The sequence below is a fragment of the Paenibacillus sp. 11B genome (assembly GCF_030487755.1).
Taxonomy (GTDB): Bacteria; Bacillota; Bacilli; order Paenibacillales; family Paenibacillaceae; genus Paenibacillus; species Paenibacillus vandeheii.
The window spans coordinates 129,624-156,588 of sequence record NZ_JAUKNS010000007.1 but is presented as its reverse complement, the minus strand read 5'-3'; the positions used below and the strand labels follow the sequence as shown (position 1 = coordinate 156,588).

Sequence of the window (26,965 nt, the reverse complement as noted above, 5' to 3'; positions counted from 1 at the left end):
CACAGCGGCAGCATCAGGCGCATATATTTTAGGGCAGTTGTCCCTTCATGCGGATGGCTGCTTCCTGAAGCGATTGGAACGTCCCTGCATCACTCCAATATTTTTGCAAAATATCGTATTCCAGTCCTCCAGCCGCTGCATAATGATTGTTCACGTCTGTAATTTCGAGTTCACCGCGTGCCGAAGGGGCAATGCGTTGGATAAGATTAAATACATGGTCATCATACATATATATGCCAGTAACACAATAAGAGGTCTTCGGATCGCTCGGTTTTTCCTCAATGTATGAGATTCGTTCCGGATGTTGTGGATCAAACACCGGCACCCCATACCGCCGTGCATCGTCCACTTCTTTAAGCAAAACACGAGCCGTACCCGCAGGCTGCTGCAAATACCGGTCCACATAAGGCTTCAAATCGTCGCTAAACAGATTGTCACCCAGCAGAACAACAAATTTTTCTCCAGGGAGGATGAACGAAGTCGCCAGATCCAATGCTTCAGCAATTCCGCCTGCTTTTTCCTGAATCCGATACGTGAGCTTGACGCCATGATCTGCTCCACCGCCCAAATAATCCGTGTATAAGCCAGCGGAATGTTTGTTGATAACAATCAATATTTCTTCTATGCCTGCCTGGCGGAGTCTGTCGATGCCATACATAATCATCGGGTGCTTGCCGACTGGAATCAGATGCTTGTTAATCAGCCGGGTCAGAGGATACAGTCGTGTTCCGGTTCCGCCTGCAAGAATTACACCTTTCATTCCACTATCCCTCCTTCATCGGATGTCTCAATATATTTAAGGGGATCGACATGCCATTTGTTGATAAAAATGGATCGATTGCGCTCAAGCAACTGTTTCCATGCCACAGGATCGGTCTTCAGGAAACTCGCGCTGCCGCGATGATGTACAAGTACATCCCCGCATACCAGCAAACGATACCCTTTCTGACAGGCCCTGTAGCAATAATCGTCATCTTCATAGTGTCCCGGCGAATAGGCTTCGTCAAGCACACCAATGTCCTCCATCACACTTCGCCGAATGAGCATGCATAAGCCGACAATCCGTCTGACTTCCTTCCACCTGGAAGCATCGACTATATTGTTGGCAGCAGCCAGTTCTTGAAAATGGGCCATGTCCCGGAACTCCAGTTCCACCTGCTGGATTCCACTTGCATAGTTGGTCATCGGACCTGTAATGCCAATGTTGGCATCACTGTAGAGGGCAGCCCGCAAGTTTTCAAGCCAGCGGGCGGTAACCGTTACATCATTATTCAGCAGCAACAGCTCATCACCACAGGCTGCACGGAGCCCGGCATTGCAAGCCGCCGGGAAACCCCGATTATCCGGCAGCCGGACAAAACGAATTCGTTCCTGGGCACAATACGCTGCCGTTCCGTCAATCGAACCATTATCCACAACGATAATTTCATATGACGTATGATGATCAGTATATTTTCGAATGGCATCGATACATGGCTTCAGCAGGTCCAGCCCATTGTACGTCGGAATAATGATACTCGTCAGTGTCATCTGGCATTCCTCCTGTAGGCCACTTCGACACGGGAAATGGACCGGGCATGTGACGTATTGCCGCCCATATCCAGCCAGGCTGCAATCGCCTCCAGATGGTCGCCGATGATCAATCGGGCCACTTCGTTGCCGCTGCCCGTATTGGTGGAACGCAGACGATTGGAACGAATGACATCGACTTGACTGGGCGCTGTCACTTTTAATCCGTGCTGAATGGCTAGACTTTGCGCCTTGGGAGGAACGGCCAGGGCCTGTGGTTTTACGATCTGGATCATCCTGCGCGAGAGGGCATGGGGTACGGCCGTCAACGAATTGGAACCCAGATCCGAACGGTTCAGCACACGGTTGAGATATGCTTTGATCCGGCTCACTTCATCCTGGCGGGCAAATGGAGGCAAAAGGGATGAAAGATTATTCAGTGCCACATCATCCCCCCGGTCCACTGCATACAGAAACGGGGCGAGTTGCTCTGCCGGAACGACCATATCCCCATCCACAAAAAGAAGGGTCTCCGCCTCCGTCATCTTGGCCCCCAGTGCACGGCCTACATCATGTCCCGCCCGGTCAGGTTCATATACGAGCGTGATACCAGGCTGTTCAAGCACCTGCATTAGACTGTTGTCTGTTGTTCCATTCAATACCACAACGATATCCGTCAGCGGTAACCGTTTCAGTTGTACGAGCACTTGCCCCAGCGTAAGTTCCTCATTACAGGCACAGACGACCGCAGCGGCAGGTTTGTTAAGGGCAAGTGGTATGATATTCAATGGACGTCCAGCAGCATGAGCATACCCCTGCATGAAAGCTTTCCCTGCCTGCATTGCAGCAGGATAGCCCCTTAATTCCGCTGAAATCGCAGCCTCATGCTCCTGCCATGTCGAACGTACATGTTGTTCAATCGATTGCTCATTGTGCAGCGCCTTGCGTCCGGACCGTTGCCCTGCGTTGAATGCTTCATGCAATACGGATCTTTTCGTTATCGATCTACTCGCTGCTGAACTCTTTAGCGGCGATTTAGACAGGCTCTTCCTGCCCATGGTTCTCGTTCTGTTCCTTGTTGTTCGTCTGCCTGCTTTCCGTTGACGACGGACGCCCCCTGAACGCTCCTTCATTTCCTCACCTCCAGCATGTTGCCTCTTTTGACGAAGCCGCTTTCTTGATTTATGCAGCATGCTCACCTCGTCAGGCTACGAACACGCTGCAGGTCGGAATGCCCTCCACGTGGGCCAAGCGTATCGGTTATCCACTTGATCGCTGTCAGATGATCATTCCATATCAATTGACTGAGCGGATCAGGTCCGTTTCGTTTCTTGACTCGAACTGCATTCATTTTGCCCACAGGCACATGATGGACAGCACGCACCTTCAACCCGCTGATAACCGCCTTTGCATGTGCCAACGGTGGAATCTCCAGTGTTTCCGTACCCATTACCTCAAGTGCCCTGCGACTTAATGCATGCGGAATGGCTGTCATGGAAGCACCTTGCAGATCAGGTCTGGCTAGCATGCTGTTCAGCGCATGTTTGGCCTCTATCACAGGGTGAACAGGGGTGCGCGCCACCGGCCCGTTATAATCATTAAGTGCCACATCCGTCCCATCCAGTATCGCTCGCACATATGGCGCGAGATGTTCTGCCGGAATTAGAATGTCTGCATCCGTGAACAACAGCACCCTGCCACGAGCTGCCGCTGCACCGATTCTTCTTCCTGCATCATGTCCCAAAGCTTCAGCATAACGAAGCACCTGTGCTCCTGCCCTTTTTGCCGCCGCTGCCGTTCCATCCGTTGAACCATTCACAATAACAAGCACTTCAGCATCACGGCATATACGCAGCGCCTGACGGACGACTGCACCAATGGTTCGCGCTTCATTCATGGCAGGTATAATGACCGAAAGCAGTGGTTTATGCGAGTTCGTCGAATCCTGTGCAGGTGTCTCTCTCATCGCATGCTCATCTCCGAATGCTGGCCATTTCGTTTGGTCCTTGGGTGAAATCACGTACGTATAGGCCTTTGTACCCTTTTTGTATGCAGATTTCAGACGACGCTTCTTTAGTTGCGCTTTTCTTTGTGCCAGATTCGATTTGGCTGCAACAAAAGCGGTATTGCCGCGTTTTTGCAACACAGTCACCTCCCGGGTGTACATCATCGGCATGCAAAGGGAGTACACGTTATTCTATGTATTCATGGAGCAGTGGAAACGGCGTATGTCCTTGAACCGAGCAGGTTCTGTCCGCCATCAAGCTCAGTCAATCCATTTATTCAGACAATATTCGCCAAAATATTCGAAATCCGCTACAGCTCCCCTACTTCAGACACAATTTCAAAAAAAATTTAAAATTGCATCTTTTCCAACCTTTTACATTGTGATAATATACGTTGCAAGAAGTAGATTTACAAAAAAAATCCTAAGAAGGAACATGTGTTCCTTTCGATTTCTATTTTTATCCTGATAATTGACCTTCGGTTAATTCTGCTCGCAGCAGGATGATCCGGGAGACTGTTTTAGCGTTTGCTGCATGTACCTTGAGAGGAGTGATGCCGTTCAAATACGTAATTCAGGTTTGGTTATGTGAACCCGGAACGAACACCCCGGCTCCGTAAGAACATCTTCTGCTTCGCAAGTGGACAAGACCCCTGGCTTCTGATTGAGGAACTACAATGAACGATTAAGCCTCATAGCTGAACCGGATAAACGGTACTCCTTTTACACCCAACCACAGGCATACAGGCTCTGCCGATTTTGTTCCTTATCGTTTCTTGTCATATTCCACATTTCAGATTCAGCCTCACGCTCCGCGCTGCCCAAGTTGCAGACGGAACTCCAACCGAGATTGGCATAATTATTTGTTTTCCAAAAAATCATATTGAGAATGGGAGAGTTTACTATGAAATTTGCTAAAGTTATGCCAACAATTCTTGGAGGAGCTCTTTTGCTCGCTTCCGTATCTGCTGCTGCTGCAGCTCCATTGTCTGATCAGTCCATTCCATTGCAGGCCCCATATGCCTCTGAGGAGGGTATCCAGTTGAACAGCGGCTCCGACGAAACAATCTTCAATTTCCTTGGTCAACAGGACCAATTCCAGAATTCCGACGTGAAATCCCAACTCAAAATTATTAAAAGAACGACAGACACCTCTGGTGTACGGCACTTCCGCCTGAAGCAGTACATTAAAGGAATTCCAGTTTACGGTGCCGAGCAAACGATCCACCTGGACAAAACAGGACAGGTTTCATCCGCACTTGGTGATCTTCCACCGATTGAAGAACAAGCCATCCCTAATGACGGCGTCGCTGAAATCAGTGCAGAGGATGCGATCAAGATTGCATCGGAAGAAGCCACTTCCCGCGTTGGAGAGCTTGGCGAACCACAGAAAACCCCTGAAGCCGAGTTGAACATTTACCACAATGAAGAGGACAACCAAACCTATCTTGTTTACATTACTGAAGTCAATGTGCTTGAACCAGCCCCATTGCGTACCAAATATTTCGTGAATGCCGTTGACGGCAGTATCGTATCTCAATATGACCTCATCAACTTCGCAACAGGAACAGGTACAGGTGTACTTGGTGATACCAAGACTCTTACAACCACCCAATCCGGCAGTACCTTCCAACTGAAAGATACCACTCGCGGCAAAGGGATCGAAACCTACACCGCAAGCAATCGCTCCACCATTCCAGGTACTCTCCTGACGGATTCCGACAATGTATGGACTGATCATGCCGGAGTAGATGCCCATGCCTATGCTGCCGCCACGTATGATTTCTACAAAAACAAATTCAACCGTAACGGTCTGGACGGCAACGGTTTGCTGGTCAAATCCACGGTACATTACGGCTCCAACTACAATAACGCCTTCTGGAACGGGGTACAGATTGTATTTGGTGACGGAGATGGTACAACCTTCACTTCCCTGTCCGGTGATCTGGACGTAGTAGGTCATGAATTGACTCACGGTGTCATTGAGAACACAGCCAACCTGGAGTACCGCAATGAGCCAGGCGCACTGAACGAAGCCTTCGCAGATATCTTCGGCAATACCATTCAGAGCAAAAACTGGTTGATCGGTGACGACATTTACACACCTAACATTGCAGGCGATGCACTGCGCTCCATGTCCAACCCTACATTGTATGGACAACCTGACAAATACAGTGACCGTTATACCGGAACAGCTGACAACGGTGGTGTTCATACCAACAGCGGTATCATCAACAAAGCATACTATCTTGCAGTTCAAGGCGGCACGCATAACGGTGTCACTGTAACCGGAATTGGACGCGATAAAGCCATTCAAATCTTCTACAGCACACTCGTGAACTATCTGACACCAACATCCAAATTTGCTGCGGCAAAAACAGCTACCATCCAAGCAGCCAAAGATCTGTACGGTGCAACTTCCGCCGAGGTTACTGCAATTACCAAAGCTTATCAAGCCGTAGGACTGTAAGAATCCATTTGTTGTTGAACTCATATTCACTCGTTCAGGCACCCCTCATCGTCCGAACGGAGCAAGCTTATATATGAAAAAAAGCGGTGTCCCGGACAAATCCGGGAACCGCTTTTGTCTATTTGAACATGTGTACTCCTTCGTCCACAGTTGTCTTTGAAGATGAAGGCACGTGATCCCGCACGCTTACACGGAAGGCCCGGCGGCAATCCATGATAACAATCCATACGTGTGTTTGGAACCTCCAGTACGTGACACTTCCAGTACAGCTTCATCTTCACTCTGGGAGAGCAGCGACACCTGAAATCCCCGATCATTACACATGGCTACAATCACATAATGCTCCGATATAAACGATTCCTCAAAGGCTACCGATACTTCCACACATTCTTCATCCTCAGGCAATAGGAAAGCCTCCATACCGAACTGCTGCACGACAGGCTGACGGCTGACACTCCGTACAGGCTGGAATGCCAGATGTTTGGCCTGAACGGCTCCGGATTGCAGCTGCTCGCTGCCCACCGCCTCATCACACAAATGTTCCTGTGTAATCGATTGTTCACTCAATATAAACTCCGTAGTTCCACCGATCTCCTGTGACAATTCAAGCTGTGATTGCTGAGCCTGAACTACCTCCTCTGTCGTCACTGAAGCAGCTGCCAATGGTTCTCCAAGCTGGTCCGTTTGGGCTGCCTGCTCTTGTTGTTCCTCCAGCTCCTGATTCGATGTCTGGTGAATTTGTGTTTCCTCCAGACCAGCACCCGGCAGTGCCTCGACCAGGGCCTGCTGTGAAGGCTGTACTGCTTCGCTCTCTGTCTGAAGCAATGCTTCTTGTCTTTTGATCGCTGCCAGCTGCTCCAGCGTTTCTCCACTGAACTGGCGAATCGCATTCCATATCTCTTCGCTCAAATGCGCCGGGCCTACAATTCCCGCATTCAAGTGATTGGATGTAATGCTTTGTTCACTCAGTTTGCTGCCATCGATGGCGCAGTCTGCAAGATGCGCGGATGTTATCGCGCCGTCAGCCAATTTGCTGCCGTTTACACTGCCGTCGGCCAGTTTAGCACTCGTTACGGACCCACTTTGTAGATGGATCCCGCTTACTGCTTCCTCTTCCAGATGGGTTGTGCGAATACTACGTTCTTGAATATGATCAGCATGGATCGTTCCATCCTGAATATGCCGAGATTGCACACTTTGGTCTGCCAGGTGGATAGCTGATACCGCTCCTTCAAGCAACTTGCTGCCGTTAACACTGCCGTCGGCCAGTTTGGCAATTGTTATGGAGCCATTGTGCAGGTGAATCGCACTTACCGATTCCGCTTTGAGGTGGGAGATCCCAATGCTGCGTTCCTGAATATGGTCCGCATGAATCGCTCTTTCTTGGATATGACGGGATTGCACACTTCCATTGGCAATATGGACCTCTGACACCGAATCTTCAAGTAATTTGCTGCCGCTCACACTGCCATCGGCCAGTTTGGCACTCGTTACAGACCCATTTTGCAGATGAACCGTACTGATTGTATCTTCTTCCAGATGGGTCGTGCCAATGCTGTGCTCCTGAATATGGTCAGCAAGGATTGCTCCTTCCTGGATATGGCGGGACTGCACACTTTCGGAAGCGATATGGATCCCCGACACTGTATCTTCGAGCAGCTTGCTGCCGTTTACACTGCCATCAGCCAGTTTGGCACTCGTTACGGAGCCATTTTGCAGATGAACCGCACTTACTGCTTCTTCTTCCAGATGGGGTGTGCCAATGCTGCGCTCCTGAATATGACCCGCATGGATGGCACCTGCCTGAATATGCCCGGATTGCACACTTTCCGATGCGATATGAATCCCCGATATAGTACCTTCGAATAACTTGCTTCCGTTTATACTGCCATCCGCCAGTTTGGCACTCGTAACAGATCCATTTTGCAAATGGACTGCACTTACCGACTCCTCTTCCAAATGGAGTGTGCCAATGCTGCGTTCTTGAATATGACCAGCAAGGATTGCACCTTCTTGGATATGGCGGGTTTGCACACTTTCGTCTGCCATGTGGGCAGCCGATACTGCCCCTGCGGCTAATTTGCTGCCATCAACACTACCACTCGCCAGTTTGGAGCGTGTTACCGATTCATCCTGTAATATAATCGTACTTACTGCTTCTTCTTCCAGATGAGACGTACCGATGCTGCGTTCATGGATATGATGAGGAAGAATCTCACCATCTTGAATATGACGGGAATGTACAGCTCCTTGCTGCAGGTGAACCGCACTTGTCGACTCTGCCTGAAGGTGCAAACCACTGATCAAACCTGGCTGCAGATGAGCCGCTGTAATGGATAAAGGTGCCAGATGGTCTGTTTCGACAGATCCAGGTGCCAAGTGATGGGATGTGACTACCTGTTCAGCAATATGTTCCTCATGAATGATGTCGGGTTTCAGATGCTGTGAATTCACCACCCCCGTACCCAAATGATCCGATTTCACACTTCCATCAGCCAGATGAACGGATTGCACAGCGGATGGCTGCAGATGCTCGCTGCCTACCGATACCTGTTGCAATTCAGTACCGGACACCGCATTTGCTGCCAAATGGTCTACTGTTACGGACCCATGCCGCAGTTTGTTGCCAGTAATACTCCCATCAGCGAATAATTCTGGAGAACGTACTTCCTCCGACAAATGTTCCAGTGAAACGGCATGCTGCTTCAGGTGATAACCGCGAATGGTTCCTGCTGGAATATGTTTGGCGTGAATGCTTTCTGCCATAATTTTGGAAGAAGTCACGCTGCCGTCTGCCAGTTTGGCTGACGTGACAGCAAAATCCGCCAGTTTATCCGTGGCAACACTCTCTGGTGATAGCTTGGGGGAGGTAACCGCATGATCTGTAAGATGAGGTGGAAAAATGGATCCGCCTGCCATCTGGGCTGAAGTTACACTGCCAGGAGCCAATTTGTCTGTTGTGACGGCTGCCCGTGCAATTGCATCCGTTTCAACACTGCCTGGCTGAAGATGAGGTACACCTACTGCATGTTCTGTCAGGTGTTCCGATTTCACTGCATAAGGTCTCAGGGCCTCGGAACCCACGCTGCCTGGAGCCAGATGTGTACCTGTGACTCCACCGCTCGCAAGATGCGAGGATACGACGCTCCCCGGGGCAAGCGCTCTGCTGCTAACCGAAGCCGTTCCAAGTTTTTCTGTTGTCACACTTCCATCCGCGAGCTTGGCGTCTATAACTGCAGCATCCTGCAATTCATACGTACCTACAGCTGACTCTGCCAGATGCCGCTCAGATACCACGCCATCCGCGAGAGCATCTCCGGACACACTTCCGGTAGACAGATGAGTTGCCTCGATGCTTCCACTTGCAATGTGAATGGAGTGAATTGCGGAATTGTCCACATGTACGGGCGTGATTCCCCGGTTCGCAATGTGTTCCGCACGAATGGACCCTTTGGCAAGATGTTTGCCCTGTACAGCTTCATCCGCGATTTTGGAAGAAATGACGCTCTGATCAGAAATCTTGGAGGCTGTAATCGACTGTTCCAGCAATTTAGCTGTTCCAACCGACTGGTCTGCCAGTTTGCTGCTGGTTACAGCACCGTCCGTCAAATGTTCACTGCCTACTTCTCCGTTTCCAATCTGCTCCTTGCCAATTGCATAAGCGCGGATCTGGCTTGAACCGATGGAACCGTCCAGCAGATGTCTTCCGCTTAGCGAACCCTCAGCTAAATGTCTTGTTTGTATGGATCCATCCTCAATCTGGTCACTCCCAATACTGCCAATAGATAGTTGTGAACGACCAATAGCCCCTTCTGCCAGATGCATCTGTTTAACAGCACCTGCCTGGATATGGTGAGACTCGATAGATTGTTCTTCGATTTTGCTGCCTGTGACAGCACCTTCACGAATTTTGGATGTAGTCACCGCATCGTCAGCCAGTTTAGAGGTATGCACCGCTCCTCCCGTGAGATGCCTTGTATCCACGCCGCTAATCGCAATCTTGTCTCCAGTTACGGCATGATTCTTGATTAATTCTTCCGTAACCAGCATTCGGCTGAGATGTCTTGTGCCGATGGAACCGTCGGCAATTTTGGCTGAATCGATGACCTGGTTGCCAAGCTTCTGGGAAGTAATGCTGCCATCCCTGATTTTATCGCCTGCAATAGAAGCATTTCGTATTTTGTGACCTGATACGGAGCCGTCAATCAAGTGCTCTTCGGATACAGACGCTTCCGCAAGTTTAGCGGAAACAATTGCCCCGTCTGCAATGTGAATGCTGGTCACCGCATAATCCTGCAATGCTTCACTGCCTACCGCATCCGGTTTCAGCTTGGAGGCATCCACAGAGAAAGGAGCCAGTTTGCTCTCCGTAACAGCAAATTCACTCAAGTCGTCCGTGTAGATATAGTGTCCGGTATGACCCGGCATCTGGTTCTGGTTCAGGATCTGCAGCCGATCCCTGCTTGTGATTTCCTGCTTGTTGACGTCCTTTTCTTCTTCTAGAACATGCGGAGCCACGCTGCTGACCTGAATCTGCTTTTCCAGGCTATCTTGTGTCTCGACGACTTCCTCGTTATCAGACTCTACGGGTTCCGGCTTAATGATTTTGGCTACGATTTTTAGGTCTTCCAGCTCGTTCGTTGTAGCAGGTAGCTCCGTTGATTCGAATAGGAATTCTTCTGATTCCTGAATGGCCCTCGAATCCCGTTTATTTGCATTCACGCGCGCTTCCCTATTCGAAGTGAAACCTGAGCTCATTGTGTCTGACCGTCGATTGGTCAGATCCAGTTCCTTAAATTTTGGACTCACATGCCGCAGTTTCGGCGTAGGAATCTTCTTATTGCCCTTTTTACTCATACAGCCTGCTCCTTCCTCTGACGTTCGTCTCCGGCATCATATGCTCCAGTCTGGGCATCTGCCACTACAATTCATGACTTTTGCCAATTACAGCACGTGGATGTACAAGCTTCAAAATATGCATTATTGGAATGCGGTCTGCTGAAATAGGCTGTACCCGTTCACTTATGTAAGGCGGCTGTCCACGCCCCTGACCCGGAAATGTCATACGATATCATGTAAGCATTTTGCATAAATCTATAGAATGCAAAGGGCTGGTATGAGAACTCATTGGTGCCTATCGAAGCATCATGATTCCGGTCTGCGTTATCGTGATATCCAACCAGGCGTTGACAGGCCGGCATTTCATGGATGGACGATCCATGGTCGCGATAACATTGAAGGAGGAACGGTCATGCTACAAGAAACGATCGGTATTCTGTTCGATTCACGCATGTACCGGGGGATACCGGCTGGAAGGACGGGTCAGGAATCACTCGCGAATGTTGAACAGGCAGCGGCCTGTTATGGATTAATCCCTTGTTTTTTGCGGCTGGAAGACGTGGATTCGGATACCAAAACCTGTATGGCTTATGTAAAAAAAGAGGGTATATACGTGCGTCAAAGGATGCCATTGCCTTCTGTTATTCATAATCGGGCTCTCCAGCTTCGCCGTACGGAGCAGCACCAGGTGACCCAACTTCTGTTGCAGGGCATACAGGTATACAATGTTCGCAATCGATACCGCAAAGATCACATTCACGAGATGCTTTATCAGGACCCCGATCTCAGGCAGCATCTCCCCCGTGCGGTCAAAGCTACACCCGATTCTCTGGCCTATATGATGGAACATTACGATGATCTGGTGATCAAGCCTTGCAGCGGAAGCATTGGTCACGGCATTATGCGGATATTCCAAAAGGATGGTCAATGGAAACTCACTTGTGAGACAAGAACTTCACGCAAGGGATGGGCTACCTTTCGACTGAATAAGGGACAACTGCCCTCAGCTACCCTTCGCCGTATTTTTCGTCATGCCTATCTTATTGAAGAGCGCATACCTCTGGTTCGTTATGAAGGAAGACCCGTAGATCTGCGGGTATCGGTGCAACGTGGAGGTGACGGTTTGTGGGGAATCACGGGCATATTCGCCAAGGTAGCTCCGGCTCATACGTTTGTCACGAATATCGCCCAAGGCAGCAAAGTCATGACGCTGGCTGAAGCTCTTGGCTCGGAGGAATCCGACTGGCATCTACTAGAACTGGAGGCCAGAATCAAGTCTGTGGGACTCCGCATCGCACGGACGCTGGCCTCGAGCTTGCCACATCTTGCGGACCTTGGACTTGATCTGGGGATAACAGAGAACGGGCGGATTTATTTTATCGAATGCAACGGAAGGGATCAACGCTACGGTTTCCGAAAGGCCGGGATGACGGAGCATTGGAAGACCAGTTACCGACAACCGATGGCTTATGGACGTCTGCTGCTGGAACAGAATTCGCGCATACCGCGGCAACCTCAGACGTACGATAGGAGCCTATATTGATTTCGCGGGCATTCTGTGTCAATATTATGCAGAACGGCCGGTCCTGCCGGCCTTGAAGTTCGCACTAACCCTAAGGGGGATATTCATGGCAAAAACGCTGTTGCGGTTAATGACCGAGCTTTCTTCTCGCAAATGGATCTCCCGGACTGTGGGAGCCTTCTCCAAAAGCCGAGGAAGCAAGGCATTTATCCCTTATTTTGTCCGGACCTACGACATCCCTGTTCAGGAAGCTGAAAAAGACTGGAAGGAATATCGTTCATTGAATGATTTCTTTACCCGTAAACTTAAACCGGGCATGCGCCCGCTTGAACTTTCAGAACATGCATTGATCAGTCCGGTAGATGCCAAAATCACGGCAGCCGGTCCGATATCTGCTGGAACGCTCCTGAATGTTAAGGGACAAAATTATACACTTGCTGAATTATTAAACCACTCACCGCATCTGGAGAAGTACAAGCACGGCTATGCTTTTGTCCTATACCTCAGTCCTCGCGACTATCACCGCATTCATGCGCCTGTTAGCGGTCGCCGAATGGAGAGTGAACATATTAAGGGCAAGGTTTATCCGGTAAATGATTTTGGCCTGACCCATATGAAATCGGTGCTGAGTCGAAACGAACGGCTCATTACGTATATTGCCCATGATTTTGGAGAAGTTGCTGTCGTGAAGGTAGGCGCAATGAATGTGAGCAGTATACAGTACGCCGGTACGGATGTCAGTTCCTGGGCACAAGGCGATGATCTCGCATATTTTGAATTCGGTTCCACCGTCGTACTGTTGACGCAGAGCGGCACATTCGAACCGAAACCGGGCTTGCAGCCTGGTGATTCCGTCAAAATGGGAGAATTGCTCGGTCGGTTAAAACCCGTCCAATGAGCAATGAGCAGATGATTCCTGAATAACAGGAGTCATCTTTTTTAATTTCTAATATACAGAAAGAAATTACACACAGAACATTTGCCTATATAAAAAGGTACTCGCAGCCGGAACACCTTTTTAGGGTAAAGTGTCCAGGCTATGAGTACCTTTGGTTGATCAAAGAATCCAATTATCTGCTTCAGATCTATGTAGAAGCCAAGATGACATCCGTTCTCATTCCATGTATACATGCAATACGAAGCTATGCTTCGTCATATTGGTTTTCTGACCATTTCTTAAAACCATACGTCCTGCATTTCCTCTGCCGGTTTGCTGCGGCGCAGGCGGTTCCGGAAAAGATTAAAGCCCTTTATAGAGCATCCCCGGTTGCGGACCCGACGTTTTCCGTTCATCACAAGTTCCCCCTTTCGATCGTCTGGAATGCTACATACTTACCCCTGCTTCCCAGAATTGAAACGTTGCCATATTCTACCCGACAAAGAGGCCCTATCGAATCTCGGACGGACTTTTGCCGGTATATTGCTTGAACTGACGACTGAAGAAAAAGATATCCCGGTACCCAAGGGCATCTGCCACTTCGGTCACATTCATGCCGGTATGCACCAGCAAATGCTCAGCCCGCTCAATGCGCATGCGAATGATATAGGATTGCACGGACGAACCAATCAATTCCTTGAACTTGATCGAGAAGTATCGAGGCGATAATCCAGCTCTGGAAGCGAGGTCTTCCACGCGATGTGTTATCCCCGGATGCTGGCGTACATAGTTAGCAACCTCCTGGATGACATCAGATAACTGGTTGCTCACCTTTTTCTCCACAGGAGCTTCCGTGTCCGCGCGCAGCAAATGAATCATCAGCTGTTTCAGAATCAGCCGACTTTCTTCCTCACGCCCATATACATCGGATAAGAACAGCCGTACATACCGAGCCAGCAAATGCTCGAATTCGACCGTTTCCAGTACTTCACGGTAGGACTGCGGAACATCATTAACGGGTATATCGATATCAAAATGAATATACGTAAGTACCAACGGTTTTTGCTTATTATGTGTTGCAGTAGGATGATCGCCTGGCCTGAACAGGAAACAGCTTCCCTTGCCCACTTCATATGGCTGATCGTTCAGCACCACGGTCCCCTCACCACTCCACACGTAAAATAAGTCATAGTTTTGCATCGGTTTTTCCCGCTTCTGCCACTTCCATCCCGGTTCGCAGACAATTTTGGCGACGGCGGGCAAAATAACAAAAGATGACGGCGATGCCTGCAGCATGTCGCCACTCCCCCTTGAAAGTTAATCTCTTTTGCATAAGGCATCAATAATGATGCGATATGTGTATATATATGATTCCTGCTCCTGCTGGAGCGAAACGCCTTATTCCATTATACAGCGGAATTCACCGAAACGAAAATGTGCACTTCTCCCATGCTAACCGCATTCGCCTTATCCCCTCTTGAATCTCCTCTTTCTCCAGATGTGCAAAGCCAAAACACACAGCCGGAAGACCTGGAGTCAGCCGATAACGCACCGCATCTCGGAATACGACACCTTCTTCCAGAGCCTGTGCCTTGAACCGTTCATAACTGTCGATACTCCCTTTCCAGGCAGCATAAATATGCAATCCAGCATCCCCAGGCTGCATGATGAAGGGTTCCGGTAATTCCCGCTTCATCTCACTGACAAAAAAAGCATGCCGTTCCCCGTACAGACGGGTTAACCGTCTTAGATGGCGCAAATATCCTCCCCGGGTCATAAACTTCGCAAGTGCACGCTGCTCCAGAAGGGCAGGAGGAACCGGTTCGTACAGTGCTTTTGCAGCGATCAGTGGCTGCACCAGACCTGGCGGAAGAACCGCATAGCCCAGCCGGAAGGATGCAACCATCGTTTGTGAGAACGATCCGACATAGATGACCCTTTGTTCACGATCAAGTACTTTGAGCGGTTCAATCGGTCTGCCACCCCAGCGAAATTCACTGTCATAATCATCTTCAATAATGACGGCATTGCGCTCCGACGCCCATTCAAGTATGGCTCTCCGTCTGTCCAAACCAAGGACTGCTCCTGTAGGAAACTGACGGGTTGGGGTCACAAATAACGTCTGTGCCTCCCAGCGCTGCGGAATAATTCCCCCGCTATCAACCTCCGCTGGAATAATCGTCCCTCCACAGGACTTCACCGCATGGGCAATCCCCTGATAACCCGGATTTTCCAATACAACAGCTGCCCCCTCTGGGATAAGCAGCTGTGCCAGCAGGGTGATGCCCTGCATGGAACCACTGAACAACACGATCTGTGATGCATCAGCCTGGATGCCGCGTGTCCATCTTAGATGTGACGCGATGGCCTCACGCAGCTCAAGGTCTCCAGCAGTACCACTTCGTTCATGTGATCCACTGCTGCGATGAACGGCGGCCAAAGCACTTTTCCATTCCGCTTGCGGGAAGTGCTCGGCAGGCATGCGCTGTACATGGAAGTTGATGACCGGTTTCTCCCGTTCAATAGATGACGGTTTTTCATTTTGATTATGAATATTCAGCATGCTCACCCGCTCTCCCCATGGAGAAAGTGGAAGGATCGCTTCCTGTCCCGCATGTTCCTGTGCCGTTAATGTGTCCGAAACAAAAGTCCCTCTTCCCCGATGTGCCCGCACATAGCCATCAGCGAGCAGCATGTCATACACCTGGGCTACGGAGCCGCGTGACATTTCATACTGACGTGCTAACTCTCGGGTGGAAGGCAGTCTTGTGCCACCAACCAGCATTCCTGCATGAATGGCGTCACGCAAAGCATGGTACAACGCCTCGTATTTGTAACGATGTTGAAGCTCGTATGAATCCATGGGCAGCCATAATTCCATCGTGCACCCCTTTTCCAAATAAATTGGTCTACTAAAGTGAATGTAAATTGGATCTTTTTATATGTCAATGCAGGTTCTATTGTTATGGCTAAGGTACAACGATCTAATACACATTGCCATTCAAGGGGGAACACCAGTGAGAAGAAAAGAATTCAATGTAGATGAAGAGCAGGAAATGATAACCTTTCTGGAGCAATGCTCCTTTGGTTTTCTGGGAACGGTCAGTCCAGACGGGCAGCCACGGGTAACACCGCTAAACTTCGTATATATGGACGGTTGTTTTTATTTCCACGGCAGTCTTGCCGGAGAGAAAATGAAGCAGATCAAACAGGATTCCTCGGTCAGCTTTACAGTGGCCGAAGAGTTTTCCATGATTCCATCTTATTTCAGTGATCCAGAGCTGGCCTGTCCGGCAACCTCTTTTTTCAAAAGTGTAATGGCATCCGGTCAGGCAGAGCCGCTTCAGGATCTGGATATCAAAGGTAAGGTTCTGCAACGTTTCATGGAGAAACTCCAGCCGCAGGGCGGATATATCCCCATTGATGCAGCTGATCCCCGATACAAGGGACAACTCAAAGCTGTTGCTGTGGTCCGCATTGTTCCGGAACGGATGAGTGCCAAGTTCAAATTTGGACAGAACCTCACAGCCGAACGCTTTGATCATATTAGTGGTGAACTGGAGCAGCGTAACGAAGGAAGAGATGCGGAAACCGCAGAAATGATGCGGAAATACTGTCCTTTTCATCAGGAATAATACTCATTTTCCATAGTAGAATCGAACGAAAGAAGTGACATTAACCTAACTCAAAAACATCTACAACAACGCGGTGAAGTGATAAAACTGTCATTATGCGTTATTTCCGTGACGGGGGGAAGGCAAGGTGTTATAATGTTAGGCAGTTGAATCACAAAGACTTGGAAGGATGAAAAGAATGAATCCACTGGCTGAACAGTTGAACGAAAGTATTCAGGCAGGCAGCAGTCACGTCTACTCCATGCTGTCGCAGCTCGGCAAAGAAATCTATTTTCCAAAAGAAGGTATCTTGAGTCAGTCTGCTGAAGCAGCAAGTCTGGCCAAAACCTACAATGCTACGATTGGTATCGCTCTGGAGGGCGGTGTGCCGATGCACTTAGCTGTTATTCAGGATAAGCTGTCTGCATACCAACCGAAGGATTTGTACCCTTACGCTCCGCCTGCAGGGAAGCCTGAGCTGCGGACCGTATGGAGAGACAAGATGCTGAAGGAAACACCTTCCCTTGAAGGTAAAACGTTTGGTAATCCGATTGTAACTAACGCATTAACTCATGGACTAAGTATCGTAGCCGACCTGTTCGCTGAAGAAGGGGACGCTGTTATATATCCGGATAAAAACTGGGAAAATTATGAGCTGACTTTCGGAATTCGCCGTCACGGCCAGTTGGTTCATTATCCCCTGTTCGATGATCAATTGAATTTCAACAGTGCAGGCCTACTTGAAGCGTTGCTTGCGCAGAAGGATAAAGGCAAAGCCATCGTGCTGCTCAACTTCCCGAACAACCCGACAGGTTATACGCCTGGAGCTGAAGAAGCGGATGCAATCGTGGACACGATTCGTCAAGCGGCGGAGGCTGGTGTAAACGTCGTTGCTGTAACCGATGATGCCTACTTTGGTCTCTTCTTCGAAGATTCCATTCACGAATCCCTGTTTGGTAAACTGGCGAACCTTCACCCACGTGTCCTGACTGTCAAAGTTGACGGTGCCACCAAGGAAGAATTTGTATGGGGCTTCCGCGTTGGATTCATTACGTATGCTCATGAAGACGCTGCGGTTCTGCATGCACTGGAGCAGAAAACATTGGGTATTATCCGTGCAACCATCTCCAGTGGTCCGCATCCTTCCCAAACGTTTGTACTGGATGCACTGAAAGCACCTGAGTTCGAAGCACAGAAGCTGGAGAAGTTTGAAATCATGAAAGGCCGCGCCAACAAAGTAAAAGCCATTCTTGATAGCGGTAAATACGGTGAGGTATGGGATTACTACCCATTCAACTCCGGTTACTTCATGTGTCTGAAGCTGAAAGATGTGGGTGCAGAGCAACTCCGGACCCATTTGCTACAGAAATATGGCGTCGGTACCATTGCACTGGGTGAGTCCGATCTGCGAATTGCTTTCTCCTGTATTGAAGAATCCGGCTTGGAAGATCTGTTTGATACGATCTATCGCGGAGTTCTGGATCTTCAGACGAACTAGATCATATGCAGTAAAATGCTTATCTAAATAAAGAAGTCAGGAAACGAACTAGCTTGCGTTTCCTGACAAATATGAACATCCCTCTGTATCCTGATGAATATCTCTCGATACAAAGGGGTGTTTTGTGTTCACTCTGAAAACGCATGGCTGTCTGGGCCGGGGCAAATGCCCAAAACGATGATTTTGAAGCTGTACCGGGCAACGGCCCAATCAGCCTACCTCCACGGTACATAATATACGATGTACGCAAGGGCGTGCCTAACACCACTTGAAAGGGGAATGACCAATGTCTGGAGTTGTTGAAGAAACAAGAGGCGGTTATGGTTGCGGCGGTTTCGGAGGAGGATTTACAAATACAGGTGCCATTCTCGTTCTGTTTATCTTGCTCGTCATTATCACTAAATCGTTCCTCTGTTAGTCCATACGTCCTCAACATGAGTCGGAACAAGGTAAGCTGATTCTAACAGAAAGACGGGTATTCCGAGATACAGCTCGGAATACCCGTCTTTCTGTTATGTTTCAATAGAATTGCTGATCGGCATCGCCAATGACTGCTTACTGGCAGATGCTCGACCGTTCATTCATCCTCTTCTTCCTTCAACCACTTATTGCCCTGAGAACGTCGCATCAAGTAGATTACCAGCGCGCCAAGGACCAATGCCGCTCCAGTCATGCCTAGTCCACTCACTCCCGCAGCGAGCATCGGCACCCACATAAGTAAGGCAACCATTGCATGCAGATTCGAGATGAAGCCCAGCACCTGGGAACGACGACTTTCTCCCGAGATAGGATATATCATAATCCAGAACGACTCACTATGACTGCGACGCAGCGCACCCAGTTGAACACCTGCAAGCAGCAGGAAGAACAGGTAGACACCTATACCGAAATAACTGCCTGCCGTCCACCAGGACAACAACATTCCGAGTACGACCAGGCGTACAACAATCGAGAACACTTCAGTTCGGATAAATGTTTTGGTAATCAGATAGCGGTAAGCTTTCCCTGCATTCCAGGGGAGGCCACTCCCCCATTTGCTAAGCCAGCGGCGAGAAGTTACTTTCTGGCCTGATGAAGGTACATCGACAAACCAGCCCAACGTTCGCATCACTCGTCCAGCCTGGCCCTGCTCTACCTGGATAAGACGTTCCCATGAAACCCGATGTTTCAGAGGAATACGCAGGGCAACGATATAGACAACAGCCAGCAGCAGCAGGAACCAGATGCTGCGCTGTGGAGGCTGCCACAACCAAGCGGCAACCGCAAGCACAGCAAGTGCCCATCGGAGCAGACGATATCCTCTGGCTGCACCAATCTGCACCATGCGCAGCTCTTGCCATGCCCCATAGCTGGACAGCCCTTTCCACAGCAGCAGCAGCAGGATAAACCAGCCAAATGGCCTTGCATCCTGATCCGCTCGAACATAGAGCGGCCACAGCGTAATGAATATGAAGAGCATGCCCAGAGTTTTATAGATGATGCCACGGGCGAAGCTGTTCTTCAGATATTCGTGCATCCGATATTCCTGCGGACGTAAAAATACGATGTCAGCCGGATGCAGATATGTACGATAGCTGCTAAACAGCACCAGTGGTGCCAGCAACAGCAGCGTAATCCAGCGAATCGGGAATCCCGCCGGAATATGCTGTACAAACGATGTATACCAGGCGGAGAACGCAATGACAAGAAATAAGAACACCATGGCTACGCCGCTCTGAATGACATAACCCAGGTAAGGAAGAATTCCATTCCAGAATCCCGTGCGTCTTTGCTTCCATAGCTGCTTGAGATCCATGCTTAATCCCTGCCCTGTACAAGGGAATAGAACATATGCTCCAGCGTGGCATTCGATTCCCCGAATTGAGCACGCAGCTCATTCAGCGTCCCTTGAGCAATGACCTGTCCCCGGTGTAGAACAATGAAACGGTCACAGTAATTTTCAATGGTGGACAGAATGTGTGAACTGAGCAGAATGGAAGATCCCGACGCTTTCATTTCGAGCATAAAATCAAGCAAAGAGCGGATCCCGAGTGGGTCAAGTCCCAGGAAAGGCTCATCAATGATGTAGAGTGGCGGACCTGCCACAAAAGCACACATAATCATGACCTTTTGCCGCATACCCTTGGACAGGTGGGTGGACAGACTGGTACTTTTCTCATTCATGCGGAACAATTTCAGCAGCTTCTCCGTACGCTGTTTGAAATCAGCCTCCGAAACACCGTATGCTCTGGCTGTAAACTCCAGATGCTCCATGACCGTCATTTCGTCATACAGCTCGGGAGATTCAGGTACAAAGGCCATGGCAGATTGATATACCTGTGGATCTTCGTCCCGCTTCTTGCCCATGACCCTCACTTCACCCTGCTGAGGGGTCATTAACCCTAAAATATGCTTCATCGTTGTACTTTTGCCAGCACCGTTTAATCCGATCAGTCCGACCATCTCTCCGCGTCCAACTTCCAGATCGATGCCGTGGAGGACCGGCCGCTTGGCACTGTAACCTCCGCTTAGCCCGTTGATTTTCAATACGGGCGGTTGAACGTTTTCCATCTATCCCTGCACCTCTTTCGTCAGGTTTTATTCTTCAGCGCGTGGCTCTTTGCCTTTGCTCCATTTGGGAGCGCCCTTGTTCTTGCGATCCTGGTCCCGTTCAGTTCTGCCTGCATTGCCAGCTGGCTTGCCACCCGTCGAGCGTTGGTTCGATACAGCAGTTCTGGCGCCACCATTACGGCTGGCCTGACCAGGCTTACGATCCCGGGACTGCCCTGGTTTTCTGGAGAAGGAATGCCCTTCAGGCCGGGTATCCGGGCGCGGATCAGCCTCGAGCACTTTCCCCCCGAACAATACACGTTCCGGCAATTCGATTCCAAGTTCCCGCGCAAACTTGCGCATAATGAAAATTTGCGTTTCATCCACGATCGACAACACGATGCCGCTGCGACCCATCCGGCCTGTTCTGCCTGCGCGGTGAACATAGTGTTCCGAATCAAATGCAGGGTCATAGTTAATGACCATCGGCAAGCCTTCAATGTCCAGTCCTCTGGCTGCGACCTCGCTCGCGATCAGCAGTTGCAGTTTGCCATTGCGGAAAGCGGATAACACATTGCTGCGTGTCACTTTGTCGGCGTCTCCATACAGCGCAGCTGCAGAGAAGCCCAGATGATTCATTTTCGCTTCAACCTCGCCAATATCCTCGGTAGCATTCACAAAGACGATGGCGCGATCCGGGTTATATTGTCTAACCAAACGTCGCAGCATATCGATTTTGTTACGGTTTTCTTCCACAAAATAAAAATGCTCAAGTCCCGCGGCGGTTGCCCGGTCCGGTTCAATTCCGATCTGTACCGGCTCTTTCATCTCCCGCTTCGCGAGTCCAGCGGTATGTTCATCGATCGTTGCGGACAGGAAAATGAGTTGACGGTCGCGCAGGGCACTGCGCAATACGAAGTCCACGTCGCTTACTCCGCCGAGCTGGAATACCTGGTCTGCCTCGTCAATAACGATTGTGGAGACGTTGTGCATTTTCAGCTTTTTCAGCGTGATCAATTCCTTCAGTCGTCCTGGCGTTCCCACAACCAGTTCGGGATGTTCACGCAGCTTTTCGATCTGACGTTTTACCGCTGCACCGCCAATTAGACCCAGAACGCCGATTTTACGTTCTTCTCCATACCGCTGTGCCTCGCGTACAATCTGCATTGCCAGCTCTTGCGTCGGAGCTATAATGAGCTTCTGTGTGCCTTTTACATCACTTTTGATGGATTGCAGCAGTGGCAGCAGATAGGCGAGCGTCTTGCCTGTTCCCGTCTGAGATTTTGAAACCACATCGCGACCTTCCAGAATAACCGGTATCGTCTGTGCCTGCACTGGTGAAGGTTCATTGATGCCATGTCTGGCGAGTACAGCCTCAAGATCCTGTTCTACGCCAATTGAAGCAAATGTTTGATTCGTCATGTATGTCCATCCTTTAAATTTATTCGTTTCGATGCTCTAGCCCTGCTTGTACTAATATAACCGAAGCCTGTCATCACATTACCTTTCATTATATGCGAAAAAAGCCTGCGGACCAAATCTTATTCACGAAACATACCTTTACAGACAAAAAAAAGAAAAGCCCCTCGGCGGAGCCCTTCTTTCATCCGATATGTGATGCCCACTGTTGCATCTTACTTCTGATTCATTACACCGTGCGACAGCCTGTCAGCAAGACGCGGAAATAGCTGATATAGCCACACACCAGCCGAAGCCAGTCTGGGCAGATTCACTTCTTCCTTGCGCTTCTTCATCGCCCGGATCATATGCCCCGCAACCTCTTCCGGCTTCAGCATCATCCAGCGTACATTATTAACATAGTTACCGGAGGGATCCGCCCGTTGGAAGAACGGTGTATCGATAGGTCCGGGATTAATGGTCGTTACCGTGACTCCGGTTTTGCGAAGTTCCTGGCGCAGGGCATTGCTGAAGCCAAGTACGGCATGTTTGGTCGCCGTGTATGAAGCGGATTTTGCCGTTCCGATCTTGCCAGCCATGGAAGCTACATTTACAATTTGTCCTCTGCCCCGTTGCAGCATCTGCGGCAACACTGCCTTGGTGCAGCGGACAATGCCCATGTAATTCACGTCCATCATCTCATCGAATTCCTGCACAGACATATCCGTCATCGCCGCAAATTTTCCGTAACCCGCGTTATTCAGCAAAATATCGATTCGTCCGTATTTCTGCAACATCGCATTCACGGCTGTCTGAACCTGCTCATCATTCGTTACATCTAACGTGAGTAGTTCGTGTTGCCCTTTCAGCGAAGCACCAATCTCCTCCAGCTTGTCCCGCGAGCGGGCAGCCAGAATCGGGATGGCTCCTTCTTCTATCAACATCTGCGCACAGAGCGCACCAATTCCGCTCGACGCACCTGTGATAAAAACAACCTGATCTTTCAGCATACCCGATGTCCTCCCGTATTGAACACATATTGCCCCTAGAGGCGTATGGTTCTATTCTACGAGATCATCACTTGAATATCCATCTCACCAATTCCGTCCATCAGCAAAGGAATGCTCAACGCCTTCGTTGCACTAAAGGAAGCCACATATTCAGAATTCATCACTTGTGGAGGTGTAATATCAACAACGACACCCTGATTAGACAGGATGGTACTTGCATTGCCGCTAATCATATTGCCAAGTTCCGAAATAGCACTTTTACTCATTTCGTCCATTTCTGTAATGACAAAACCGCCCATCATGGCAGAAACAATTTTCAATGCAACCGACTCTTGTATTCCAAACACAATGTTTCCGCTCAGTTGTCCAGTCATTCCGATCACGATCCAGACATGGTCTGCAATGTACTCCACATTTTTCACGCCAAGACTCCCGGTGGAAGGCGAAACCTGGATGAGCTGTTCGAATACGTTCCGTGCGGATTCCAGGAAAGGATTAATCACTTCCGCTTTCACTGTCTAATGTCCCCCTTACACTGGGTTATTGGTCACACACCAAAAGTCCCATATTCAATAAATTTATTATACTTTATCACGTACAAGAATTCACCAAGAATTCGGTAAGGCATGTGTACTATAATTTATCGTCATCCACGGGGTAAATGTTTATAGCTGATTCTAGCGAAAAAACAAGGCTTTTCGCATCTGTTGGAACACCAATTGCCACGGAGGGGCATGGCAATTGGTATTTAGGACTTTTTTACTGTTTCTTAAAATATTAAAAATTTTATTTTCTTGAAATAAAATTAATTTCTCGTTCTTATGGACCTCCCCAAATCCATGATGTCCCCTTCATTGCCCTGCTGTCTTGAATCACCTATAATTTAAGGAACGCAAGCAATGACCAGTTACGGGATTCCACTATGGATAGACAGAAGACATTTTACGTGCAAGGAGGCCATACATGAATATCAGTCAACTGGAGACGCTGATTACGATCTCGAAAACGATGAGTTTCCGCAAAGCCGGAGAACTTCTAAATCTGACCCAGCCTGCCGTTTCGGCCCAAATCAAAAGCCTGGAGGATGAATTCAGGACCGTTCTTGTCGATCGTAACCAGCCGGTAACCCTCACCGATCGTGGACAGGTGTTTCTGCAACATGCCGAACGTATGCTGGATATCGTGGGTGAGCTGAAACAAAAGCTGATGGATCTCGATGAGACCCCTCAGGGACATATCAGACTCGGCACAACGACGTCCATTGCCATTCAGATTTTGCCACGGGTGTTATCTTACTTTCAGGATCAATTTCCACTTATTAAGACCAGTATCCAATCCCTGCCCTCCTCACAGATCTATACCCAGGTCGAGAATGGTATGGTTGATATCGGTATCGGTTATCTCACGGAGCGTAATCCTAACCTGAATACGTCCGTGCTGTATTATGATACGTTCGAACTTGTGGTGTCTCCATTCCATCCGCTGGCGAAGCAAAAGCATGCTGCGGTGGATGTCCTGCGCAGCACACCTCTGATTTTGCTATCCCCGGATACGGTGGGGCGTCGCTTTACGGAAGGCATTTTTAAGAAACATAACATTGAGCCCAATATCGTCATGGAGTTGTCGAGCAGCGAGGAAGTAAAACGGATGGTTGAGATTAATCTCGGGGCTGCCGTTATATCCAAACAATCTGTTGCCCATGAGTTGCGGCAAGGCACACTGCGCATGATTCCACTCAGTGAACTTGAGGTCAGTCACCCTGTCGGAGTCATTTACAAATCAAGTCGTTATCTCAATTCGGCCATGCAGCAATTCCTGAGCGATCTCAAAGGCATGCCGGAGACCCAGTTCATCAGTTCAGAATGATAAATGAGCCATGAGAAAGGAAGGATTTCCATATGAAATTTGATCTTCACACCCATCATTTTCGTTGTGGTCATGCGGACGGCAATATTCGCGACTATATTGAGGCAGGTATTCAAGCTGGACTTCAGGTCATCGGTATCTCGGATCATACACCTTACTTTGGCAGTGACGCAGAGCAGGCTTTTCCCCGGATTGCGATGGGCAAGTCGGAATTGCATCATTACGTGGAAGAAGTACTTGCTCTGAAGGAAGAATACGCAGGCAAAATTGATGTGCTGCTTGGCATCGAATCCGATTATTTCCCTATTCATGCCGAATTGTATCGCAGTACGCTGGGGCAATATCCTTTTGATTATATTATTGGTTCAGTTCATCACACAGAAGATGTCAGCATTTTCAACAAAACCCGCTGGAATGGTTTAAGCGATGCACGTAAGGTGGAAGTGAAAGAAAGTTATTATGCATTGATTCGGCAGTCAGCCCGGAGCGGCATGTTCCAGATCCTTGGACATATTGATGCGATGAAAGGAAATTATCCACCTTTCTCGGACATTATCGCGGATCAAGCCATTGACGAAACGTTGCAGGTCATTGCAGAATCGAATGTGGCCATTGAAATTAATACGTCGGGTAAAACCAAGCTTAGTGGTGGCTGGTACCCGTCAGATGCCATTCTGGAGCGTGCGCATCATTACGGAGTGAAGGTGACCTTCGGATCGGATGCCCACAAACCACAGCGTGTTGCCGATGAACTAGATGACGTTCGTACACGTCTGCAAGAGATCGGGTTTACGGAATGGGTATACTTCAAACAAAAACAGATGCAAGTTGTACCGTTTTAATCATAGAGCATCACAATAAAACCCTCATGGCGTGAATCAGCACGCTGTGGGGGTTTTCGGTTCGTTTCCTAATATAAAAAAAATGAACCCGCAAACAGCGGGTCCCAACAGCATTATCTATTATCAAAAAGGGGGTCATGAGATAAGTTTACCCGCTGTCTGTTAGAGTTCAATTGCAGCTATATTTCATTTGTGTAACAAATGATTGAAGTTCGTTTCAACCCTCTGCTGTTTCATTTTATTCTATGTTACTCGCGCTTGTCGGATACCAACGTTTGCAGGCGATTTTCCCAATGAGAACGGACATGTTGTTCACGACATAGACTATACACCTTAACATCCAGCAGAGTATCCGGCGTCTCACCATCCTCATGATTCAAAACAAACGAGGGCAGGGTTCGTTCATAACTCATGCCGCTCTTGCAAAGCACTCGTTCGGATGAAACATTTGCCTCGTAACAGCGGGCTTCCACTTTGGACAAGTTAAGCTCGGCAAAACCGAATTCCAGCAAACGCTGCACTGCCTCAGTCGCGACTCCCTTGCCCCAGCAGGACCTGTTCAAGATGTATCCAATCTGTGCGGTACCATTCTTGTCATTCCAATGTTGGAATGAAGTGATGCCAATGATCTGCTCACTGCCTTTCCAGCAGATGCCGTAATGCAGTGAATCCAGCTTGGCGCTGCTGCTACGAATCTGATTCAATAATCGCCGAGCCCGGATTGGCGTGGGCTGACTTCCCCTGTTTACATAACGGATCACCTGCGGGTCGGAAAACAGCTCCGACAACGTGCTGTAATCACTCTGACGTAATGATCGAAGAACAAGGCGCTCTGTCAACAAAGCAGGCAATCCTTGGCCCAGCATTTTTCGGGTCAGCATGACAATCGCTCCTTTTGCCTAACGGGTTCTAGTCCGGTAAGACAAGCATGCTCTGAGGATGATCCGGCGCAAATAGAATACATGGATAAACGACGATACATCAAT

The 26,965-nt window shown here is 49.2% G+C and carries 21 protein-coding genes; 8 read left to right on the top strand and 13 right to left on the bottom strand.

Features of this window, described 5'->3' with window-relative positions:
* Positions 1-28: 28 nt before the first annotated feature.
* The 4 genes from Q0V21_RS26500 to Q0V21_RS26485 all read right to left on the bottom strand — a co-directional run bounded on the left by Q0V21_RS26500 (position 29) and on the right by Q0V21_RS26485 (position 3,655).
* Positions 29-760 (bottom strand): sugar phosphate nucleotidyltransferase, encoded by a 732-nt coding sequence (locus tag Q0V21_RS26500; protein ID WP_024632601.1) that lies wholly within the window; start codon positions 758-760, stop codon positions 29-31.
* Entirely contained in the window at positions 757-1,530 is a 774-nt protein-coding gene (locus Q0V21_RS26495) for a glycosyltransferase family 2 protein (RefSeq protein ID WP_301881310.1), read from the bottom strand. Before Q0V21_RS26495 ends, Q0V21_RS26500 begins: the two co-directional genes overlap by 4 nt.
* A complete protein-coding gene (locus tag Q0V21_RS26490; RefSeq protein ID WP_301881309.1) occupies positions 1,527-2,642 on the bottom strand; it encodes a glycosyltransferase family A protein in 1,116 nt (371 codons plus the stop codon). Before Q0V21_RS26490 ends, Q0V21_RS26495 begins: the two co-directional genes overlap by 4 nt.
* Before the next feature lie 62 nt (positions 2,643-2,704).
* Positions 2,705-3,655, bottom strand: a complete 951-nt coding sequence (locus tag Q0V21_RS26485) for a glycosyltransferase family 2 protein (RefSeq protein WP_301881307.1) — start codon at positions 3,653-3,655, stop codon at positions 2,705-2,707.
* A 763-nt stretch (positions 3,656-4,418) separates the two neighbouring features.
* Between Q0V21_RS26485 and Q0V21_RS26480 the strand changes: the two genes are divergently transcribed.
* Positions 4,419-5,984 carry a M4 family metallopeptidase gene (locus Q0V21_RS26480; RefSeq protein ID WP_301881306.1) on the top strand — a complete coding sequence of 522 codons (1,566 nt, stop codon included), beginning with the start codon at positions 4,419-4,421 and terminating at the stop codon, positions 5,982-5,984.
* Positions 5,985-6,170: 186 nt separating this feature from the next.
* Here the strand turns inward: Q0V21_RS26480 and Q0V21_RS26475 are convergent, their stop codons facing one another.
* Entirely contained in the window at positions 6,171-10,841 is a 4,671-nt protein-coding gene (locus Q0V21_RS26475; RefSeq protein WP_301881305.1) for a WIAG-tail domain, read from the bottom strand.
* Between the two features lie 394 nt (positions 10,842-11,235).
* Here Q0V21_RS26475 and Q0V21_RS26470 point away from each other — a divergent pair, with 394 nt between their 5' ends.
* Together Q0V21_RS26470 and asd are read left to right on the top strand one after the other, a co-directional pair.
* Entirely contained in the window at positions 11,236-12,366 is a 1,131-nt protein-coding gene (locus tag Q0V21_RS26470; RefSeq protein ID WP_301881303.1) for a YheC/YheD family endospore coat-associated protein, read from the top strand.
* 85 nt (positions 12,367-12,451) lie between these two features.
* Positions 12,452-13,243, top strand: coding sequence for an archaetidylserine decarboxylase (gene asd, locus Q0V21_RS26465; RefSeq protein ID WP_079347634.1), 792 nt, complete (start codon positions 12,452-12,454; stop codon positions 13,241-13,243).
* 489 nt (positions 13,244-13,732) lie between these two features.
* On the opposite strand, the gene Q0V21_RS26460 is transcribed toward asd, so the two are convergent.
* Both Q0V21_RS26460 and pdxR read right to left on the bottom strand, forming a co-directional pair.
* Positions 13,733-14,518, bottom strand: coding sequence for a helix-turn-helix domain-containing protein (locus tag Q0V21_RS26460; protein WP_079347636.1), 786 nt, complete (start codon positions 14,516-14,518; stop codon positions 13,733-13,735).
* Positions 14,519-14,642: 124 nt separating this feature from the next.
* Complete coding sequence (pdxR, locus tag Q0V21_RS26455; RefSeq protein ID WP_301881302.1) at positions 14,643-16,103, bottom strand: MocR-like pyridoxine biosynthesis transcription factor PdxR; 1,461 nt, start codon at positions 16,101-16,103, stop codon at positions 14,643-14,645.
* A 136-nt stretch (positions 16,104-16,239) separates the two neighbouring features.
* Between pdxR and Q0V21_RS26450 the strand changes: the two genes are divergently transcribed.
* The 3 genes from Q0V21_RS26450 (at position 16,240) to Q0V21_RS26440 (ending at position 18,752) form a co-directional block, all read left to right on the top strand.
* Entirely contained in the window at positions 16,240-16,857 is a 618-nt protein-coding gene (locus Q0V21_RS26450; protein WP_301881301.1) for a pyridoxamine 5'-phosphate oxidase family protein, read from the top strand.
* A 178-nt stretch (positions 16,858-17,035) separates the two neighbouring features.
* Positions 17,036-18,334: an aminotransferase class I/II-fold pyridoxal phosphate-dependent enzyme gene (locus Q0V21_RS26445; RefSeq protein WP_301249003.1), complete on the top strand. Its 1,299-nt coding sequence runs from the start codon at positions 17,036-17,038 to the stop codon at positions 18,332-18,334.
* 286 nt (positions 18,335-18,620) lie between these two features.
* Positions 18,621-18,752, top strand: a complete 132-nt coding sequence (locus Q0V21_RS26440; RefSeq protein ID WP_218671893.1) for a YjcZ family sporulation protein — start codon at positions 18,621-18,623, stop codon at positions 18,750-18,752.
* 159 nt (positions 18,753-18,911) lie between these two features.
* Here Q0V21_RS26440 and Q0V21_RS26435 read toward each other — a convergent pair whose 3' ends face one another.
* From Q0V21_RS26435 to Q0V21_RS26415, 5 genes are all read right to left on the bottom strand, one after another.
* On the bottom strand, positions 18,912-20,129 hold the full coding sequence (locus Q0V21_RS26435; protein WP_079347642.1) for an ABC transporter permease: 1,218 nt from the start codon (positions 20,127-20,129) through the stop codon (positions 18,912-18,914).
* Between the two features lie 2 nt (positions 20,130-20,131).
* Positions 20,132-20,884 (bottom strand): ABC transporter ATP-binding protein, encoded by a 753-nt coding sequence (locus Q0V21_RS26430; RefSeq protein ID WP_301881299.1) that lies wholly within the window; start codon positions 20,882-20,884, stop codon positions 20,132-20,134.
* Between the two features lie 27 nt (positions 20,885-20,911).
* Entirely contained in the window at positions 20,912-22,285 is a 1,374-nt protein-coding gene (locus Q0V21_RS26425) for a DEAD/DEAH box helicase (RefSeq protein ID WP_079347646.1), read from the bottom strand.
* Positions 22,286-22,497: 212 nt separating this feature from the next.
* Entirely contained in the window at positions 22,498-23,271 is a 774-nt protein-coding gene (locus Q0V21_RS26420; RefSeq protein WP_024632617.1) for an SDR family NAD(P)-dependent oxidoreductase, read from the bottom strand.
* A 56-nt stretch (positions 23,272-23,327) separates the two neighbouring features.
* A complete protein-coding gene (locus Q0V21_RS26415; protein WP_024632618.1) occupies positions 23,328-23,786 on the bottom strand; it encodes a chemotaxis protein CheX in 459 nt (152 codons plus the stop codon).
* A 448-nt stretch (positions 23,787-24,234) separates the two neighbouring features.
* Here Q0V21_RS26415 and Q0V21_RS26410 point away from each other — a divergent pair, with 448 nt between their 5' ends.
* Entirely contained in the window at positions 24,235-25,137 is a 903-nt protein-coding gene (locus Q0V21_RS26410) for a LysR family transcriptional regulator (protein WP_024632619.1), read from the top strand.
* A 32-nt stretch (positions 25,138-25,169) separates the two neighbouring features.
* Positions 25,170-25,979 (top strand): histidinol-phosphatase, encoded by an 810-nt coding sequence (locus tag Q0V21_RS26405; protein WP_301881295.1) that lies wholly within the window; start codon positions 25,170-25,172, stop codon positions 25,977-25,979.
* Between the two features lie 248 nt (positions 25,980-26,227).
* Here the strand turns inward: Q0V21_RS26405 and Q0V21_RS26400 are convergent, their stop codons facing one another.
* A complete protein-coding gene (locus Q0V21_RS26400) occupies positions 26,228-26,860 on the bottom strand; it encodes a GNAT family N-acetyltransferase (RefSeq protein ID WP_079347650.1) in 633 nt (210 codons plus the stop codon).
* Positions 26,861-26,965: the final 105 nt, after the last annotated feature.